We start from the raw sequence: 16,581 nt of genomic DNA on the forward strand, positions 1-16,581 counted from the left end.
TCTCCGTTGCTCGTTTTGAAATCAGTCTGGCCGGCTTGCTAGCCGCGCAATGTCTGCCACAGCTCGCGGTCGCGCTCGGCGGTCCACACCACCGGGTGCTCGATGCCGCGCAGCTCGTCGTACGCGCGCGAGACGTCGAAGGGCAGCACGTGCTGGAACACGGGCCAATCGCCGAAGCGCGGCGTCATCGCCGCCTCGGCGCGCGCGAAGCAGCCCTTGAGCGTGTCGCCGGCCGCGATGCCGGCTTTCACGCTCTCGAGCAGCGTCGAGAGGAATGCCTTGGTGAGCCCGATGGCTTCGGCGCAGGCGGCCTCGTCCTGCAGCACCGCGCCGCGGCCGGGTACCAGCACGCGCGGCTTCAGGGCTGCCACGGCGTCGAGCGTGCCGGCCCAGTCGCCGATGTAGGCGTCGCCTGCATACACGCCGCAGTGGTTCTCGACCACGTCGCCCGAGAACAGCACGCCGCTGTCGGGCAGCCATGCGACGGTGTCGCCGCTCGAATGGCCCCGGCCCAGCGCCATCAGCCGCAGCTCGCGGCCGCCGCCTAGCGGCAACGTCATCTCGCGCTCGAAGACCGTCGTCGGGATGGTCAGGCCCGGAATCTCCTCCACGCCCGCGAAGAGCCGCGGAAAGCGACCGACTTCCGAGTCGAAGTCGGCCTGCCCGCGCGTGCGGATCCAGTAGAGCGTGCCGGCGCTCGCGACGATGTCGCGCGCCTCGTCGAATGCGCTCGCGCCCATCACGCGCACCGCGTGGTAGTGCGTGAGAACGATGGTGCGGATGGGCTTGTCGGTCACCGTGCGGATGGCGGCCAGGAAGTCGCGCGCCATGCGCGGCGTGGGACGCGTGTCGATCAGCACGACATGCTCGTCGCCGACGACGAAGCCGCAGTTGGGATCGAAGTCGCTGATGTAGCCGTACGCGCCGGGCGCGAGTTCCTGCAGCCGGGGCTTCTGCTCGCGGGTGTCGGAGGCGGATGCGAAGGAAACGGTCGTGGTCATGGGGCCTTGTCGTTCGTCGTCGTGAGGTCTTCTTCTTCGGCCGCCGCGCGGATGCAGGCGAGCAGCACGTCCTGGTCGGCGCACTGGTTGGCCAGCAGCAATACGAGGCGCGCGTTGAGGTCGGCGCTCTGCGCTTCGGTGCGGCCCTCGTGCGCGGCGAGCAGCGCCGCGTAGAAGCCGTCGGGGTCGGGGATGCGGGGCTCGGTGATCATGGGTTGCGTTCGTTGGCGGCCAGTGCGGCGCGCACTGCAGATGCGACGGCTTCGGGCGTGGCGCTCGCCAGCGTGGCGGCGCGATAGGCGTCGGGGCGCACGAGGACGAAGCTGCCTGCATCGCCTGCGCCGAGATGGCTTGCGAGCTTCTCGTTGGCCTGCAGCGTGGGCAGGCCGCTGTCGCCGCCCACGGCCAGCAGGCGCAACGGCAGTGAAGCCATCGCATCGAGCGCCGCCCGCGCCTGCTCGCGTGTCGGCGCGAACCACAGGCCGATGCACTCGGTGCCTTCGGACAGCAGCTGCATCAGCGTCGTCTCGCGCCCATCGGCCCAGCGCAGCGGCAGGTTCTGCACCGAGCGCGCGCCTTCGGGCAGCAGCGGCGCGGGCGGATAGTCGTTGGCCACCGACATGCGGCCAGTGTTCACCAGCGCCCGTGCGAAGGGATGGCGCGCCGCCAGAGCCACCACGGCGCGGCGCAGGGTGTGCTCGGCCGGCGAACGTGGTGCGAGGAAGCGCGCCGAGCGGCTCGTCACCTGCAGGTTCTGCTTCGCGGCGGGTTGCCGCTCCGCGTCGTAGCTGTCGAGCAGCGCGTCGTCCGCCTTGCCCTGCGCGACCAGCGCGAGCTTCCAGCCGAGGTTGGCCGCGTCCTGGATGCCGCTGTTGCCGCCGCGCGCACCGAAGGGGCTCACCACGTGCGCCGCGTCGCCGATGAAGAACACGCGGCCGTGGCGGAAGTTGTCGAGCAGGTGGTCGCGGTAGCCGTAGGGGCCGATCCAGACGAACTCGAACTCCACGTCGGGCCCGAGCTGTTCGCGCAGCCGCGCGCCCGCCACTTCGGGCTTGCTGATGTAGGCCGTGTCGCAGTCCTCGGGCATCTGGTAGTCGATGCGCCACACGCCGTCGGCCATCAGGTGCTGCCATACGCCGCGGCCTTCGTTGAAAGGCGCGTCGACCCAGGTCCAGCGCTCGGTGGGCAGCGGCTTCCTGAAGCGCACGTCGCTGATGCACCAGCGGTCGGTGCTGCGCGAGGAGTGCGCGTCGATGCCGAGCTGCGTGCGGATCGCGCTGTTGGCGCCGGTGGCGTCGATCAGCCGGTCGGCCTCGATGGTGTAGCTGCCCGCGGGCGTCTCCACCTCGAGGCGCACGCCGTCGGCCAGCTGCTCCACGCGCGTGACGCGGCTCTTCCAGCGCACGTCGGTCAGCCCCAGTTCGAGGATGCGGTCGACCAGGAACCACTCGACGTAGAACTGCTGCAGGTTGATGAAGGGCGGCTGCCTGGAGACGCTGTTCGCCTGCAGATTGAAGTTGTAGACCTCCTGCTCGCCCGAGAAGGTGCGCCCGAACGACCAGGTGATGCCCTTGGCCGCGATGCGCTCGTAGATGCCCAGGCGCTCGAAGATCTCCAGGCTCTTCTGCGCGTAGCAGATGCCGCGCGACGATGCGCCGCGCACGCCGACGGTGTCGTCCTCGTCCAGCAGCACGGCGCGCACGCCACGTTGCGCGAGGTCGCAGGCCAGCGTGAGGCCCGAGGGGCCGGCGCCGACGATCACGATGGGGTGGCGTGCGATGGTCTTGCTGCCCAGTTCGGGCGGCGGCGTGAAGGGCCAGGCCGGCAGCTCGTAGGCCGGCGCGAATGCGAAGTTTTCCATGTCTCTGCTAAAGCGCGTGCGCGAACTCGGCGATGGCATCCGCCGCCTTCGGGATCAGCTCCGGCTGCCCCGCGAGATAGTGGTTGCCGCCGACGATGTCGACGTTGCGGATGCGCGATCCGCCCGCCGCCATCCACGCGTCGCGCGTGCTCGGGAAGGTCGACTGGTCGCCCGTGTAGGTCAGCAGCAGCTTGGGCACCGTGGTGCGTGCGAGGTTGGTCGGCCCGTCGGCCTGCGAGCGCGATGACCACTGCGACAGGAACGCCGTGAGCGAGGTGGTGCGCCCCATCGCGTTGGCCGAGTAGTTCACCTGCCGGGCGTCGCCCCACACGCTGCCGGGCAGGCGGTCGTTGGGGTCGAGCGAGAGATCCACGCAGCGCGGATCGGCATGCGTGCGGTAGACGATGAAGGTCTGGTCGCGCGGGGCGCCCGGCGTGTCGCGCAGCAGCGCGAGGCGGTCGATGCACCACTGCTCGATGCGATCGAGACGTGCCTTCTGCGCGGCGCTGAAGCGCGCGAGGAAGTCGCTGTCGTAGGGCACGCGATGGCGCGCGTCGTACATGTCGAGCTCGGGGTCGACCGAGAGCGGGTCGTGCTCGTCGGTGACGGAAGGGTCGATCCAGTCGCGCATCAGCCGCGTGCGGCCCAGGTGCGCGGCGCACAGCGCGATGCCGTCCACGGGCGGAAGGTCGCCCGGGTGCAGGTGCGTGGGGTCGCCGTCGGGCAGGTGCGTGGCGGTGAGCTTCTCGGCCTGCGCCTGGTAGAAGGCCGAGAGCGCTGCGCCGCCGGAGTTGCCGACGAGGAACACCTTCTCGTAGCCGGCCGAGCGCAGGTACTGCACGCCGGCGCCGAGGTCTTGAATGGCGCGCTCCATCAGCAGCACCGTGTCGTTGCCCACGAAGCGGGAGTTCAGGCCCATGCAGCAGATGCCGCGCTCGGCCAGCGGGCCGATCAGGTAATGGCCCATGAAGTTGCTCGTGGGGTGCATCACGATGGCGGCGATCTTCTTCGGGCCCCGCGGCGCGCGGAAGGCGCCGTAGATGCGCGGGCGCAGCAACTGGAGGCCCGACTGGCTCTCCATGGCCGCACCGGGCTTCACGTCGATGACGGCGAGTTGCAGCTCAGGCATTCGACACGCCCCTTGCCGCGCGAAGTTCGGCCTTGCGCGCGGTCCATGCGTCGAGGTCTGCCCGGGCGCGCAGTGCATGCGCGTCCATCTCGGCCTGCGGCACGGTCGGTGTGGTCAGCTCCACGCGGATGCCGTTGGGGTCGAAGAAGTAGATCGATTCGATGATGTGGTGGTCGGTCACGCCCAGCACCTCGATGCCGGCGCCTTCGAGCCGCGCCTTGGCGGCCAGTAGGTCGGCCACGGAATCGACGCGCAGCGCGATGTGGTTCACCCACGAGGGCGTGTTGGGCGAGGGCAGCGCGGCGATGTCGTCGCCGAGGTCGAAGAAGGCGATGTACGAGCCGTCGCGCATCTGGAAAAAGATGTGCACGTAGGGGCAGTACTCGCCGGTGCTCGGCACGTGGTCGCTCTTGATGACGTGGGCCAGCGGCAGGCCGAGCAGGTCTTCGTAGAAGCGGCGGGTTTCCTCGCTGTCGCGGCAGCGCCAGGCGAAGTGGTGCAGCCCGCGCACGGGCGGTGGTGGGGTCGGCATGGCTCGTGTGTCTCCGGTGAGCCGGTATTGGGCGATGCCGGGTCTTATGATGCAATCGAAATTAATTCATCGATTGATGAAATAACCGTATATATGAACCTCACCCTGCGCCAGCTGCGCGCCTTCGCCGCCGTGGCCGGGACCGGCAGCTTCACCGCCGCGGCGCAGCAGCTGCACCTCACGCAGTCGGCGCTCAGCGTGCTGGTGCGCGAGCTGGAACGCGAGATGGGCGTGCAGCTGCTCGACCGCAACACGCGCCGCGTGCAGCTGTCGGAGGCGGGGCGCGAGTTCCTGCCCTCGGTGCACCGGCTGCTGGGCGACCTGGCCGGCGCGGTGGCCGGCGTCACGGATTTGCGTGACAAGAAGAAAGGCTTGCTACGGCTTGCCGCGCCGCAGCTCATGGCCTGCACGCTGATGCCGCGCGTGATCGCGCTCTACCGCGAGCGGTACCCCGACGTGGACGTGCGCCTGGCCGACACCCTGCCCGAGCACCTGCTCGCGGGCGTGACGGCGGGCGACGTGGAACTGGCCGTGGGGCAGGACGTGGCCGTCGACGACGCCATCGAGCGCCGCGCGCTGCTGCGCGACCGACACTGGCTGATCTGCCCGCCGGGCCATGCCTTCGCCAATCGCCGCAAGGTGCGCTGGCACGAGCTCGGCCCCTACACCTTCATCGCGCCCACGCGCGACTTCCGCCAGCGCGTGCTGCCCGAGTTGGCACCCGCGGAACGCGAATACATGCTGCGGCCCGGCACGCAGGAGGTGTCGTACATGACCACCGCGCTGGGCATGGTGGCCTCCGGGCTGGGGCTGACCGTGTGCCCGACCTACTCGGCGCCGCTGGTGCGCGCCCACGGCCTGCAGATGGTGCGGCTCGAATCGCCCGACTTCCATCGCGAGGTGTGCGTCTACAGCGCGGCGCGGCGCTCGCTGTCGCCGGCGGCCGCGAGCTTCGTCGAAGTGCTCGAGGGCTTCGCGCGCGAACAGCAGCAAAAAGACTGAAGAACGGGTTGAAGAAAAGCATCGACGCGCGGCAAGAGGCGCACAGGTCGGCGATGGGGCAAAAACTACAATGCAGGCCGATCTCCGTCTTGTCTTCCATCTTCTCCGGACTCCCCCCATGAACGTCATTCGCTTCACCGACCTCTGCGCGCAGGGCAAGGCCGCCGGCCAGCGCGTCTTCATCCGTGCCGACCTCAACGTGCCGCAGGACGACGCCGGCAACATCACCGAAGACACGCGCATCCGCGCTTCGGTGCCCTGCATCAAGCTGGCGCTGGACGCCGGCGCTGCCGTGATGGTCACCTCGCACCTGGGCCGCCCGACCGAGGGCGAGTTCAAGCCCGAAGACTCGCTGGCTCCTGTTGCCAAGCGCCTGGGCGAGCTGCTCGGCCGTGAAGTGCCGCTGGTCTCCAACTGGGTCGACGGCGTCGACGTGAAGCCCGGCCAGGTCGTGCTGCTCGAGAACTGCCGCGTCAACAAGGGCGAGAAGAAGAACGACGAAGGCCTGGCCCGCAAGCTGGCCGCGCTCACCGACATCTACGTGAACGACGCCTTCGGCACCGCGCACCGCGCCGAGGCCACCACCTACGGCATCGCGCAGTTCGCCAAGGTGGCTGCCGCCGGCCCGCTGCTGGCGGCCGAGATCGACGCCATCACCAAGGCGCTGGCGCAGCCCAAGCGGCCGCTGGTGGCCATCGTGGCGGGCTCGAAGGTCAGCACCAAGCTCACCATCCTGAAGAGCCTGTCGGCCAACGTCGACCAGCTCATCGTGGGCGGCGGCATCGCCAACACCTTCATGCTGGCCGCCGGCCTGAAGATCGGCAAGTCGCTGGCCGAGCCCGACCTGGTCGACCAGGCCAAGGCGGTGATCGACGCCATGCGCGCGCGCGGCGCCGACGTGCCGATCCCGGTGGACGTGGTCACGGCCAAGACCTTCGCGGCCGACGCGGCCGCCACCGTCAAGGACGCGAGCGACGTGGCCGACGACGACCTGATCCTGGACATCGGCCCCAAGACTGCCGCCCAGCTCGCCGCGCAGCTGCGCGAAGCCGGCACCATCGTCTGGAACGGCCCTGTGGGCGTGTTCGAGTTCGACGCCTTCGCGGGCGGCACCAAGGCCATCGCGCAGGCGATTGCCGAGAGCAGCGCGTTCTCGATCGCCGGCGGCGGCGACACGCTGGCGGCCATCGCCAAGTACGGCATCGAGAAGCAGGTCGGCTACATCTCGACCGGCGGCGGCGCTTTCCTGGAAGTGCTGGAAGGCAAGACCCTGCCGGCCTTCGAGATCCTGTCGAAGCGCGCCGCGGGCTGAGCGAGGCCCGAAGCGGGAAAACCCATGGGTGACTTCCGTTCGACACACAAACTGTATACAGTAGCGAATACAAAACGGAGACTACCCTCATGAGCACGGACCGCATTCCCCGCCACGCCACCAAGATCGTTGCCACCCTCGGTCCGGCGTCCAGCACGCCCGAACTGCTGGAAAAGATGATCCAGGCCAAGGTCAGCGTGGTGCGGCTGAACTTCAGCCACGGTACGGCGCAGGACCACATCGATCGCGCCGCCATGGTGCGCGAAGCCGCCCGCCGCGCGGGCCGCGAGGTGGCCATCATGGCCGACCTGCAGGGCCCGAAGATCCGCGTCGGCAAGTTCGCGCAGGGCAAGGTCTGGCTGGAGGCCGGCGCCAAGTTCGTGCTCGACGCCTCGCGCACCGAGCTCGGCGACGCCGATGCCGTGGGCCTCGACTACAAGGACCTGCCGCGCGACGTGAAGCCCGGCGACAGGCTCCTGCTGAACGACGGCCTGATCGTGCTGACCGTCGATGCCGTCAGGGGCGAGGCGGTGCACACCACCGTCAAGCTCGGCGGCGAGCTGTCGAACAACAAGGGCATCAACAAGCAGGGCGGCGGCCTCACCGCGCCCGCGCTGACGGCCAAGGACATGGAAGACATCAAGACCGCGATGAGCTTCCAGGCCGACTACGTGGCCGTGAGCTTCCCCAAGAACGCCACCGACATGGAAATGGCGCGCCAGCTGTGCAACGTGGCCGCGGCCGAGTACGGCCACAAGCCCGGCATGATCGCCAAGATCGAGCGGGCCGAGGCCATCCCGAAGCTGGAAGAGATCCTGCGCGCCAGCGACGGCATCATGGTCGCGCGCGGCGACCTCGCGGTCGAGGTGGGCAACGCGGCCGTGCCCGCGCTGCAGAAGAAGATGATCCGCATGGCCCGCGAGATGGACAAGGTGGTGATCACCGCGACCCAGATGATGGAGTCGATGATCACCAACCCCGTGCCCACCCGCGCCGAGGTGAGCGACGTGGCCAACGCCGTGCTCGACGGCACCGACGCCGTGATGCTCTCCGCCGAAACAGCCTCGGGCCGCTACCCGCTCGAGACCGTGCAGGAGATGAGCCGCATCTGCGAAGCCGCCGAGGCGGCCGAAGACAAGCAGCTCGACGCCGACTTCAGCGGCCAGAACTACAGCCGCATCGACCAGTCGATCGCCATGGGCGCGCTGTTCACCGCCCATCACCTGGGCGCCAAGGCCATCGTCGCGCTCACCGAGTCGGGCTCCACCCCGCTGTGGATGAGCCGCCACCGCGCGCACATTCCCATGTACGCACTGACCTCGCGCCTGGCCACGCAGCGCAAGATGGCGCTCTACCGCAACGTACGCCCGCTGCTGATGGATTCGGAAAGCGACCGCGACACCGCGCTGCTGCAGGCCGAGAACCACCTGAAGAAGCGCGGCATCGTGCAGAGCGGCGACGTCTACGCGATCACCTGCGGCGAGCCGATGGGTGCCCCCGGCGGCACCAACATGCTGAAGATCTGCCGAGCGAGTTAAGCACTCCCCAGGCTTCGCGCACTTCGTGTCGCGCGCGCCTTCCCCCTCGCCGGGGGCAACACCAGCGGCCCGGCAAAGCCGGTTCCGCTGTGTTCCTGGAATCAGCCGTTGCGGAACAGGAAGCTGTAGGCATTGAGGGCGGGCACGCCGCCCAGGTGCGCGTACAGCACCTTCGATCCGGCAGGGAATTCACCCAGCCGCACCTTCTCGATCATCCCGTGCATCGACTTGCCCTCGTACACGGGGTCGGTCAGCATGGCCTCGAAGCGCGCGCTCAGGCGGATGGCTTCCAGCGTGCCTTCGTTGGGCAGGCCGTACTCGGGGCCGCCGAAGCGGCGATCGAGCACGATGTCTTTTTCGGTGATGTCGCGGCCCAGCTCCACCAGCTCGGCCGTGTTCTTGGCGATGCGCAGGATCTGGTCGAAGGTCTGCTGCGGCTTGGCCGAAGCGTCGATGCCGATCACGCGGTCGGCCCGGCCGTCGGCCGCGAAGCCCACCACCATGCCGGCCTGCGTGCTGCCGGTCACCGAGCAGACCACGATGTAGTCGAACTTGAAGCCCAGCTCGGCCTCCTGCTGGCGCACTTCCTCGGCGAAGCCGACGAAGCCCAGGCCGCCGCGCGGATGCTCCGAGCAGCCCGCCGGGATCGGGAACGGCTTGCCGCCTGCCTTGCGGACGCTCTCCATGGCGTCTTCCCAGCTCTTGCGGATGCCGATGTCGAAGCCGGCTGCGTCCAGGCGCACGTCGGCGCCCATGATGCGTGACATTTCGATGTTGCCGACCCGGTCGTACACCGCGTCGGAATAGTTGACCCAGTTCTCCTGCACCAGCACGCACTTCATGCCGAGGTGCGCCGCCACGGCCGCAACCTGGCGCGTCTGGTTCGACTGGATGCCGCCGATGGACACCAGCGTGTCGTAGCCGCCTTCGATCGCCTCGGGGATCAGGTACTCGAGCTTGCGCGTCTTGTTGCCGCCGAAGGCCAGGCCGCTGTTGCAGTCCTCGCGCTTGGCGTAGAGGTCGACCTTGCCGCCCAGGTGCGCGCTCAGGCGCTTGAGAGGCTGGATCGGCGTGGGGCCGAAGGTCAGCGGGTAGCGGGGAAACTTCTCGAGGTTCATGGTGCGGCTCCGTCCAGGAAATTGAAGCTTGAATCGTAGGAAGAAGCCTGCGCAACGTGCTTGCGAAGTTTGCTGGCTTTGGTCGAGAAAAAAATGCAAGATCGAAAAATCGATAGTTTTTGATTTGAAGATCTGGCAATGAGCACAACAAAATTGCGTGACGCGCCGGAGCTCGACCGGACCGACCGCGCCATCCTGCGCACCATGCAGCGCGACGCCTCGCTGTCGAACGTGGCGCTGGCCGCCAAGGTCAATCTCAGCCCCGCCGCCTGCCTGCGGCGCGTGGAGCGGCTCAAGGCGGCCGGGCTCATCAAGGGCGTCGTCGCACTGCTCGAACCCGACGCGCTCGAGCTCGGCATGCTGGTGATGATCGGCGTGGTGCTCGACCGCTCCACGCCCGATTCCTTCGCCGACTTCGAGAAGGCCGCCCAGAAGGTCTCGGGTTGCCTCGAATGCCACGTGGTGTCCGGCGAGTTCGACTACTTCATGCTCGTGCGCACCCGCGACAACGACAGCTTCAACCGCCTGCACGCCGAGCAGCTGCTGTACCTGCCGGGGGTGCGGCAGATCCGCACCTTCGTCGTGCTCAAGCAGGTGCTGTCGACCACGCAGCTGCCGATCTGACGAAACCGGCACCCGGCAGCGTGCGTACTGTTGCGATGAGCCTTCCCACCTTCGCCTCACTCCGCCGGCGCCGCGGCGCTTTTCTCATCGCCTTCTCCGTCATCGCCGCGGCAGTGCTCTCGGCCTGTTCGCCGGTCAAGGTGCTCAACGGCCTGGTGCCCACCGACACCTACCGGTTCCAGGGCGGCATCGCCTACGGCCAGGCGCCGCACCAGTTGCTCGACGTGTACCAGCCGCTGCCGGCCACGCAGCCAGCGCCGGGCGGGCGGCCGCTGGTCGTGTTCTTCTACGGCGGCACCTGGACGACCGGCGATCGCGCCAGCTACAGGTTCATGGGCGAGGCGCTGGCCGCGCGGGGCGCCGTGGTGGTGGTGCCCGACTACGGACTCTCGCCGGCCTTCACCTACCCGGCCTTCGTGCGCGACAGCGCGCTGGCCGTCAAATGGGCGCTCGACAACGCGGCCCGGCTGGGCGCCGACCCGAAGCAGGTGTTCGTCATGGGCCACAGTTCGGGCGGCTACAACGCCGCGATGGTGGCGCTCGACGGGCGCTGGCTCGGGGAGGTGGGGGCCAGCCCGAAGCAGCTCGCGGGATGGATCGGCCTGGCCGGCCCCTACGACTTCCTGCCCATCATCGACCCGCAGGCGCGGGTCGCCTTCAACTGGCCGGACACGCCGCGCGACTCGCAACCGCTGGCGCATGTCACGTCCGGATCGCCGCGCGCCCTGCTCATGGCGGCTTCGAAGGACGACCTGGTCCAGCCCGGCCGCAACACGGGGCAGATGGCCGCAGCGCTGCGCGCGGCGGGCGTTCCGGTGCAGGTCCGGCTGTTCGACGACCTGAGCCACGTGACGCTGATCGGCGCCTTCGCCAGGCCCATCCAGTGGCTGGGCGGGCCGGTGCTGCCGCCTGTCATGGATTTCCTCGGGCTGGCGTCGGTCCTGTCCCACAAGGGTGCTCGGTAGAATTACGGCAGTTTTTCCCGCCTTTCCGTCTTCTTCTTCTTTCAATTTCCCGCGAGGTATTTCCCATGGCACTCGTCTCGATGCGCGAACTGCTCGACCATGCCGCAGCCAATGGCTACGGCATTCCGGCCTTCAACGTCAACAACCTCGAACAGGTCCAGGCCGTCATGGAGGCCGCCAAGGAAACCGGCGCGCCCGTCATCCTGCAGGCCAGCGCCGGTGCCCGCAAATACGCCGGCGAGGCCTTCATCAAGCACCTGATCCAGGCCGCCATCGAGCAGTACCCGAACATCCCGCTGGTCATGCACCAGGACCACGGCCAGAGCCCGGCCATCTGCCAGGGCGCCATCGACCTCGGCTTCTCCTCCGTCATGATGGACGGCTCCCTGCACGAAGACGGCAAGACGCCCGCCTCCTTCGACTACAACGTCGACGTGACCCGCAAGGTCGTGCAGCTGGCGCACAAGGTCGGCGTGACCGTCGAAGGCGAGCTGGGCTGCCTGGGCTCGCTCGAGACCGGCATGGCCGGCGAGGAAGACGGCATCGGCGCTGAAGGCGTGCTCGACCACTCCGCGCTGCTGACCGACCCCGAGGAAGCCGCCCAGTTCGTCAAGGCCACGCAGCTCGACGCGCTGGCCATCGCCATCGGCACCAGCCACGGCGCCTACAAGTTCACCCGCAAGCCCACCGGCGACATCCTGTCGATCCAGCGCGTGAAGGAAATCCACGCCCGCCTGCCCAACACCCACCTGGTGATGCACGGCTCGTCGTCGGTGCCGCAGGACCTGCTCGAAATCATCCGCAAGTTCGGCGGCAACATGAAGGAAACCTACGGCGTGCCCGTCGAGGAAATCCAGGAAGCCATCAAGTACGGCGTGCGCAAGATCAACATCGACACCGACATCCGCCTGGCGATGACCGGCGCGGTGCGCAAGTTCATGGCCGAGAACCCCGAGAAGTTCGACGCCCGCGAATGGCTCAAGCCCGCGCGCGAGGCCGCCAAGCAGATCTGCAAGCAGCGCTACATCGAATTCGGCTGCGAAGGCCAGGGCGCCAAGATCAAGGGCGACACGCTCCAGGTCGTCGCCACCAAGTACGCCAAGGGCGAACTGGCGCAGGAAGTCATCTAACCAGGCTCGCCCCCAGGCTGCGCGCACTTCGTGTCGCTTCGCCAACCCCCTACCGGGGGCGGGCCGGCCGCTTCGGGCGGCCGTGCGCGGCGGCCCCTCGGATGATCAGGGCCTTTTCACGATCTGCGGGCCACCTTCGATGGTGGCTTTTTTCTGCGCGCACAATCCGAACTCCGCTATCCCGTTTCACCGCACCAGCCCCATGACCACCGTCCACACCTCCTCCATCCAGAGCCTGCCCCTGCTTGCGCGCGGCAAGGTGCGCGACAACTACGCCGTCGGCGAAGACCGCATCCTGATGGTCGCGAGCGACCGCCTGAGCGCCTTCGACGTGATCATGGGCGAGCCCATCCCCGGCAAGGGCGAGATCCTCACGAAGATGGCGCTGTGGTGGTTCGACCGGCTCGGCCAGATCTGCCCCAACCACCTGACCGGCGACGCGCCCGAGAGCGCCGTCACGGCCGCAGAGGTGCCGCAGGTCACCGGCCGCTCGATGCTGGTCAAGCGCCTGAAGCCGATCCCGGTCGAGGCCGTGGTGCGCGGCTACCTGGCCGGCAGCGGCTGGAAGGAATACCAGGAAAGCCGCTCGGTCTGCGGCGTGCCGCTGCCCGAGGGCCTGACCAACGCGAGCAAGCTGCCGCGCCCCATCTTCACCCCCGCCGCCAAGGCCGCGGCCGGCGAGCACGATGAGAACATCAGCTACGAGCGCGTGGTGGAAATCGTCGGCCCCAAGCTCGCGCAGCAGATCCGCGAGACCAGCATCGCCATCTACGAGACCGCCGCGCAGATCGCCCTGACCAAGGGAATGATCATTGCCGACACCAAGTTCGAGTTCGGCCTCGACGAGAACGGCACGCTGGTGCTGATGGACGAAGTGCTCACGCCCGACAGCTCGCGCTACTGGCCGGTCGAGGGCTACCAGGCCGCACTGGCCGCCGGCGCCAATCCGCCGAGCTACGACAAGCAGTTCGTGCGCGACTGGCTCGAGGGCACCAAGATCAACGGCAAGCCCTGGGACAAGACGCCCCCGGCGCCGCGCCTGCCGGCCGAGGTCATCGAGAAGACGGCCGCCAAGTACCGCGAGGCGCTGGAACGGCTCACCGGCTGACAGGCCGACAGGCTGAAGCAGGGGCTGCCCGCGTAGCCGGGTAGTCCATCCCGGGCGCCTTGTCGCCACGGGAACAGGGGATGCCCGAACGTCCCCGCCTCGCCATCATGTGCGCCAAGAACATGAGGGGCGGGAATATGGAAACCGGAGCAGGAAGAGTCCAGCGCTGGCATCGCTGCATGGCCGCGGGCCTTGCCGTTGCGATCGCGGGGTGCAGCAGCACGAATCCCTACCAGCGCAGTGCGCGCGTCGACAAGCCGATCAGCCAGCTCGGCCGGGAGGAAGTGCACTACGCCCATGCCGAAAGGCTGGCCGGCAACCTGCACGGCGCGCTCGCCGTGCTCAAGGACCAGCGCCGCGAGTGGTACGACTCGCTTTCCACGCAGGCGCGCGTACGCGCCGTCACGCAGCTCGGACTGCTGGGCGTCACCGCCGCGGCGCTCTACAGCGGCCTGAAGTCGGGCGTGACGAGCGACCACGACAAGAAGCGCCTGGCGCTGGCCGGCGCGGCCGGCTTCGCGGCTTACTCAGGCAGCACCTGGTTCGTCAATCCCGCCCAGGAGCAGGCGTATGTCGAAGGCATGCGCGAGCTGACTTGCGCGATGATGAACATCGAGCCGCTGCGCATGAGCGCGGTCCAGTTCTCGCAGATGAGGCAGGAGCGGGAAGATCTTGCGAAGGCCATCAACAAGCTCGACAAGAGCCTGCTCGAGGCCGAGGCCACCGAGCGCTATGGCCGCGACAGCAAGCTTGCCTGGGCGCAGGTCCGGGTGGAGGCGAGAAGTGCGCTGGTGCGCGCCCGCAAGACCCTGGCCTCCAGCGAGCAACTGGCCGACCAGCTGAACAACAGCGGCGTCACCCTGATGCGCGAGGGCGACCTCGTCTTCGCCCGGGTGGCCGCGCGGATCAACGCAGCCAGCAAGCCCATCACTTCGCCGGAGGTCATGGCCAGCCAGGCAGCGGGAATCATCGGCAGCTTCAGATCGGTGAAGATCGATGTCCCGAGCGAAAGCAATGGGGGCGCAGGCGGCGGCGCTGGCACTCCGCCAACCACGTCGGGCGCTGGCGACGGCGGCGGTGCCGCTGGCAAGCAGACGAAGACGACGACCACCGCTGCCGCGTCGAAGTCGCTCGGAAGCGCCAGCATGCAGGAGCTGCTCGCACAGGTCGCCGCCCTGCAGAAGCAGCAGACCGCCGCCGCCGTGAAAGAGGCGCAGAGGACGCGCGAAGACAGGCTCGAAGCGCAAGCGAAGGGCCAGAAGCCCAAGGCGGACGAAGCAACGACAGCGCGCAGGCTGGCAGCCGAAACCGCCGACCTCTACGCCGCCCGTCGCCCCCTGAGTAATCGCCTGCTCAGCTTCGCCGAGCAGCGCAAGTCCGTCGAACGCAACGGCAGCTGCGTGGGCGGCGTGAGCGCCATGAGCATTTCCCCGGCAGACGACACGAAGGTCGCCCCGGGCGAGGCCCACGAAATCACCGTGAGCGGCGTGACCGCGACGCCGCAGGTATCGGTCAAGGGCTCGGCGAGCTTCGAGATCCTGGTCGGCCCGGGCGTGAACCAGTACATGGTGCGCATCAAGGTCGCGGCCGATGCCAAGGGCACGGTGGACGTCACCATCTCCGACCGGGGCCTGGCCACCGAGGAAGTCCAGCTGACCGTCGCGACGGCAGCCGACAAGTAAGACGTCGGGGGCAGCTCGGGAGCGCCCCTCAGCGCCCCCCGCCGCTGTTCAGCAGCGCCACCGTCCGCCCGCTGGCATCCAGCAGCGCCAGCCGGGTCGGCCCGGCCAGCCGGTAGCTCGTGGCGCTCTGCAGCGCGGAAATGAACTGAGCCTCGTTGGCGCCGCGCGTCGGGTCGGTGCAGGCCATGCGGGTCGAGGCCATCTGGCCGATCTTCAGCGCGACGCCGGTGCGCGTGAAAGTGCCCGAGATGCGGTTGCAGCCGCCCGAGCCGCTCACCCGTCCGCTGCTGCGGTCGAACTGCACCTGCGCGCCGCTGCCCGGCGCCACCGGCTCGTCGCCCAGCTGCACCAGTTGCCAGGCCGGGCCTTCGATCGGCTCGTCGAGGCTGATGCCGCTCCCGCAGCCGGTCAGGGCGGTCGTCAGTGCCGCCGCCGCGAGGGCGGAAGGCGCAAGGCGGCGGGCGAGGCGGGCGAATGAGCGCATGGCCGGTCTTTCCTTTTCAGATCAGATCTGCAACAAGTTGAATCGGGCGTGATCGTATGCGACGGCGCGGGGCTCGCCAATGGCGCGCCCGCTTGCCGCAAAGGCCATGAAAAAAGCGACCCGGAGGTCGCTTTGGGAAGATCTTCTGGAAGGGGATCAGCTCAGCACGATGCTGCTGAGCCGGCGCCGGTAGCTCGCCACCACCGGATCGTCCGGCGGGATCTGCCCGTCGGCCACCTTCACCTTCGGCGGCTCGATGATGTCGAGGATGGCGATGTAGGTCTTGCGGGCGAGGTCCTCGCTCCAGGTCTTGTCGCGCATCAGGATGTCGAGCAGCTCGTCCATGGCGTCGGTCCAGCGCTGCGCGGCCATCAGCAGGCGGGCGCGGCCGAAGCGGGCGTCGAAGTCGCGCTTGTTGGCGGCGATCTTCGCGTCGAAGTCGGCGACAGCAGGCGCTGCGCCTGCCACTGGTGCTGCGAAATCGATAGCGTCCATCCAGCGTTGCAGCGCGTCGAAGCGGCGCACCACCGAGGTCTTGGCGATCACCGGGGCGAAGGCCACCTTGGCGTCGTCGATGCGGCCTTCCTGCAGCAGCAGCTTCACGTAGTCGAAGCGGGCGTCGTCGTTGGCCGGGTCGGTGGCCACCGCGTGCTGCAGCTTCTCGAGCGCGCCTTCGGTGTCGCCACCGGCCAGCGCCTCCTGGGCGGCGGCTTCCTGCGAGGCTGCCTCGGCCTCGTCGGCGCCGGGCACGTGCTTGTCGAGGAATTCGCGGATCTTGTCGGCCGGGATGGCGCCGACGAAGCCGTCCACCGGCTGGCCGTCCTTGAACATCACGCAGAACGGGATGCTGCGCACGCCGAACATCTCCGACAGCTGCGAGGAAATCTGCGGCACCTTGTCGGCGTCGAGCTTGGCCAGCGTGAAGCGCCCGCCGTACTCGACCTCGAGCTTTTCGAGCACCGGGCCCAGCTGCTTGCAGGGGCCGCACCATTCGGCCCAGATGTCCAGCAGCACCGGCGTGGCGACCGAGCCTTCGATCAGTTCGGCCTGGAAATTTTCGAGAGTGATGTCGATCATCGGAACCAGCTGGGGGTG

16 protein-coding genes are annotated in these 16,581 nt (G+C 68.5%); 8 read left to right on the forward strand and 8 right to left on the reverse strand.

Going from position 1 to position 16,581, the window contains the following annotated elements; all coding sequences use genetic code 11:
- Positions 1-38 precede the first annotated feature (38 nt).
- The 5 genes from BMY35_RS05750 to BMY35_RS05770 are packed head-to-tail and all read right to left on the reverse strand — an operon-like array spanning position 39 to position 4,523.
- Entirely contained in the window at positions 39-1,001 is a 963-nt protein-coding gene (locus BMY35_RS05750) for an MBL fold metallo-hydrolase (protein ID WP_093196037.1), read from the reverse strand.
- Positions 998-1,213, reverse strand: a complete 216-nt coding sequence (locus tag BMY35_RS05755; protein ID WP_093196038.1) for a DUF2783 domain-containing protein — start codon at positions 1,211-1,213, stop codon at positions 998-1,000. Before BMY35_RS05755 ends, BMY35_RS05750 begins: the two co-directional genes overlap by 4 nt.
- A complete protein-coding gene (locus BMY35_RS05760; RefSeq protein WP_093196039.1) occupies positions 1,210-2,862 on the reverse strand; it encodes an FAD-dependent oxidoreductase in 1,653 nt (550 codons plus the stop codon). Before BMY35_RS05760 ends, BMY35_RS05755 begins: the two co-directional genes overlap by 4 nt.
- Before the next feature lie 7 nt (positions 2,863-2,869).
- On the reverse strand, positions 2,870-3,991 hold the full coding sequence (locus BMY35_RS05765) for an alpha/beta hydrolase family protein (protein ID WP_093196040.1): 1,122 nt from the start codon (positions 3,989-3,991) through the stop codon (positions 2,870-2,872).
- Positions 3,984-4,523, reverse strand: coding sequence for a VOC family protein (locus BMY35_RS05770; RefSeq protein ID WP_093196041.1), 540 nt, complete (start codon positions 4,521-4,523; stop codon positions 3,984-3,986). The genes BMY35_RS05765 and BMY35_RS05770 overlap by 8 nt, the downstream gene beginning before the upstream one ends.
- A 93-nt stretch (positions 4,524-4,616) precedes the next feature.
- On the opposite strand from BMY35_RS05770, the gene BMY35_RS05775 reads away from it, so the two are divergent.
- From BMY35_RS05775 to pyk, 3 genes are all read left to right on the forward strand, one after another.
- On the forward strand, positions 4,617-5,525 hold the full coding sequence (locus tag BMY35_RS05775; protein WP_093196042.1) for a LysR family transcriptional regulator: 909 nt from the start codon (positions 4,617-4,619) through the stop codon (positions 5,523-5,525).
- Between the two features lie 118 nt (positions 5,526-5,643).
- Positions 5,644-6,837, forward strand: a complete 1,194-nt coding sequence (locus tag BMY35_RS05780) for a phosphoglycerate kinase (protein WP_093196043.1) — start codon at positions 5,644-5,646, stop codon at positions 6,835-6,837.
- Positions 6,838-6,926: 89 nt separating this feature from the next.
- Positions 6,927-8,375, forward strand: coding sequence for a pyruvate kinase (gene pyk, locus BMY35_RS05785; RefSeq protein ID WP_093196044.1), 1,449 nt, complete (start codon positions 6,927-6,929; stop codon positions 8,373-8,375).
- 101 nt (positions 8,376-8,476) lie between these two features.
- On the opposite strand, the gene BMY35_RS05790 is transcribed toward pyk, so the two are convergent.
- Entirely contained in the window at positions 8,477-9,493 is a 1,017-nt protein-coding gene (locus BMY35_RS05790; protein ID WP_093196045.1) for a 1-aminocyclopropane-1-carboxylate deaminase, read from the reverse strand.
- Positions 9,494-9,631: 138 nt separating this feature from the next.
- Between BMY35_RS05790 and BMY35_RS05795 the strand changes: the two genes are divergently transcribed.
- From BMY35_RS05795 to BMY35_RS05815, 5 genes are all read left to right on the forward strand, one after another.
- A complete protein-coding gene (locus tag BMY35_RS05795) occupies positions 9,632-10,117 on the forward strand; it encodes an Lrp/AsnC family transcriptional regulator (RefSeq protein ID WP_093196046.1) in 486 nt (161 codons plus the stop codon).
- A 35-nt stretch (positions 10,118-10,152) separates the two neighbouring features.
- The gene (locus BMY35_RS05800) at positions 10,153-11,082 is read left to right on the forward strand and encodes an alpha/beta hydrolase (RefSeq protein WP_093196047.1); all 930 of its coding nucleotides are present in this window, start codon (positions 10,153-10,155) and stop codon (positions 11,080-11,082) included.
- A 65-nt stretch (positions 11,083-11,147) separates the two neighbouring features.
- A complete protein-coding gene (fba, locus tag BMY35_RS05805) occupies positions 11,148-12,212 on the forward strand; it encodes a class II fructose-bisphosphate aldolase (RefSeq protein WP_093196048.1) in 1,065 nt (354 codons plus the stop codon).
- A 202-nt stretch (positions 12,213-12,414) separates the two neighbouring features.
- A complete protein-coding gene (locus BMY35_RS05810; protein ID WP_093196049.1) occupies positions 12,415-13,320 on the forward strand; it encodes a phosphoribosylaminoimidazolesuccinocarboxamide synthase in 906 nt (301 codons plus the stop codon).
- Between the two features lie 179 nt (positions 13,321-13,499).
- Positions 13,500-15,002, forward strand: coding sequence for a hypothetical protein (locus tag BMY35_RS05815; RefSeq protein WP_093196050.1), 1,503 nt, complete (start codon positions 13,500-13,502; stop codon positions 15,000-15,002).
- Between the two features lie 28 nt (positions 15,003-15,030).
- On the opposite strand, the gene BMY35_RS05820 is transcribed toward BMY35_RS05815, so the two are convergent.
- Together BMY35_RS05820 and BMY35_RS05825 are read right to left on the reverse strand one after the other, a co-directional pair.
- Complete coding sequence (locus BMY35_RS05820) at positions 15,031-15,486, reverse strand: META domain-containing protein (RefSeq protein ID WP_093196051.1); 456 nt, start codon at positions 15,484-15,486, stop codon at positions 15,031-15,033.
- 156 nt (positions 15,487-15,642) lie between these two features.
- Positions 15,643-16,563, reverse strand: coding sequence for a tetratricopeptide repeat protein (locus tag BMY35_RS05825; protein WP_093196052.1), 921 nt, complete (start codon positions 16,561-16,563; stop codon positions 15,643-15,645).
- Positions 16,564-16,581: the final 18 nt, after the last annotated feature.

Origin of the sequence: Variovorax sp. YR750, from assembly GCF_900109805.1 — a bacterium.
Taxonomy (GTDB): Bacteria; Pseudomonadota; Gammaproteobacteria; order Burkholderiales; family Burkholderiaceae_C; genus Variovorax; species Variovorax gossypii.

Excerpts from the sequence above, each read along its gene's own strand:
- BMY35_RS05755 (WP_093196038.1), bottom strand. The coding sequence starts at position 1,213 with ATGATCACCGAGCCCCGCATCCCCGACCCCGACGGCTTCTACGCGGCG.
- BMY35_RS05790 (WP_093196045.1), bottom strand. The coding sequence starts at position 9,493 with ATGAACCTCGAGAAGTTTCCCCGCTACCCGCTGACCTTCGGCCCCACG.
- BMY35_RS05795 (WP_093196046.1), top strand. The coding sequence starts at position 9,632 with ATGAGCACAACAAAATTGCGTGACGCGCCGGAGCTCGACCGGACCGAC.
- BMY35_RS05750 (WP_093196037.1), bottom strand. The coding sequence starts at position 1,001 with ATGACCACGACCGTTTCCTTCGCATCCGCCTCCGACACCCGCGAGCAG.
- BMY35_RS05775 (WP_093196042.1), top strand. The coding sequence starts at position 4,617 with ATGAACCTCACCCTGCGCCAGCTGCGCGCCTTCGCCGCCGTGGCCGGG.
- BMY35_RS05815 (WP_093196050.1), top strand. The coding sequence starts at position 13,500 with ATGGCCGCGGGCCTTGCCGTTGCGATCGCGGGGTGCAGCAGCACGAAT.
- BMY35_RS05820 (WP_093196051.1), bottom strand. The coding sequence starts at position 15,486 with ATGCGCTCATTCGCCCGCCTCGCCCGCCGCCTTGCGCCTTCCGCCCTC.
- BMY35_RS05760 (WP_093196039.1), bottom strand. The coding sequence starts at position 2,862 with ATGGAAAACTTCGCATTCGCGCCGGCCTACGAGCTGCCGGCCTGGCCC.
- BMY35_RS05810 (WP_093196049.1), top strand. The coding sequence starts at position 12,415 with ATGACCACCGTCCACACCTCCTCCATCCAGAGCCTGCCCCTGCTTGCG.
- BMY35_RS05765 (WP_093196040.1), bottom strand. The coding sequence starts at position 3,991 with ATGCCTGAGCTGCAACTCGCCGTCATCGACGTGAAGCCCGGTGCGGCC.
- BMY35_RS05770 (WP_093196041.1), bottom strand. The coding sequence starts at position 4,523 with ATGCCGACCCCACCACCGCCCGTGCGCGGGCTGCACCACTTCGCCTGG.
- fba (WP_093196048.1), top strand. The coding sequence starts at position 11,148 with ATGGCACTCGTCTCGATGCGCGAACTGCTCGACCATGCCGCAGCCAAT.
- BMY35_RS05825 (WP_093196052.1), bottom strand. The coding sequence starts at position 16,563 with ATGATCGACATCACTCTCGAAAATTTCCAGGCCGAACTGATCGAAGGC.
- pyk (WP_093196044.1), top strand. The coding sequence starts at position 6,927 with ATGAGCACGGACCGCATTCCCCGCCACGCCACCAAGATCGTTGCCACC.
- BMY35_RS05780 (WP_093196043.1), top strand. The coding sequence starts at position 5,644 with ATGAACGTCATTCGCTTCACCGACCTCTGCGCGCAGGGCAAGGCCGCC.
- BMY35_RS05800 (WP_093196047.1), top strand. The coding sequence starts at position 10,153 with ATGAGCCTTCCCACCTTCGCCTCACTCCGCCGGCGCCGCGGCGCTTTT.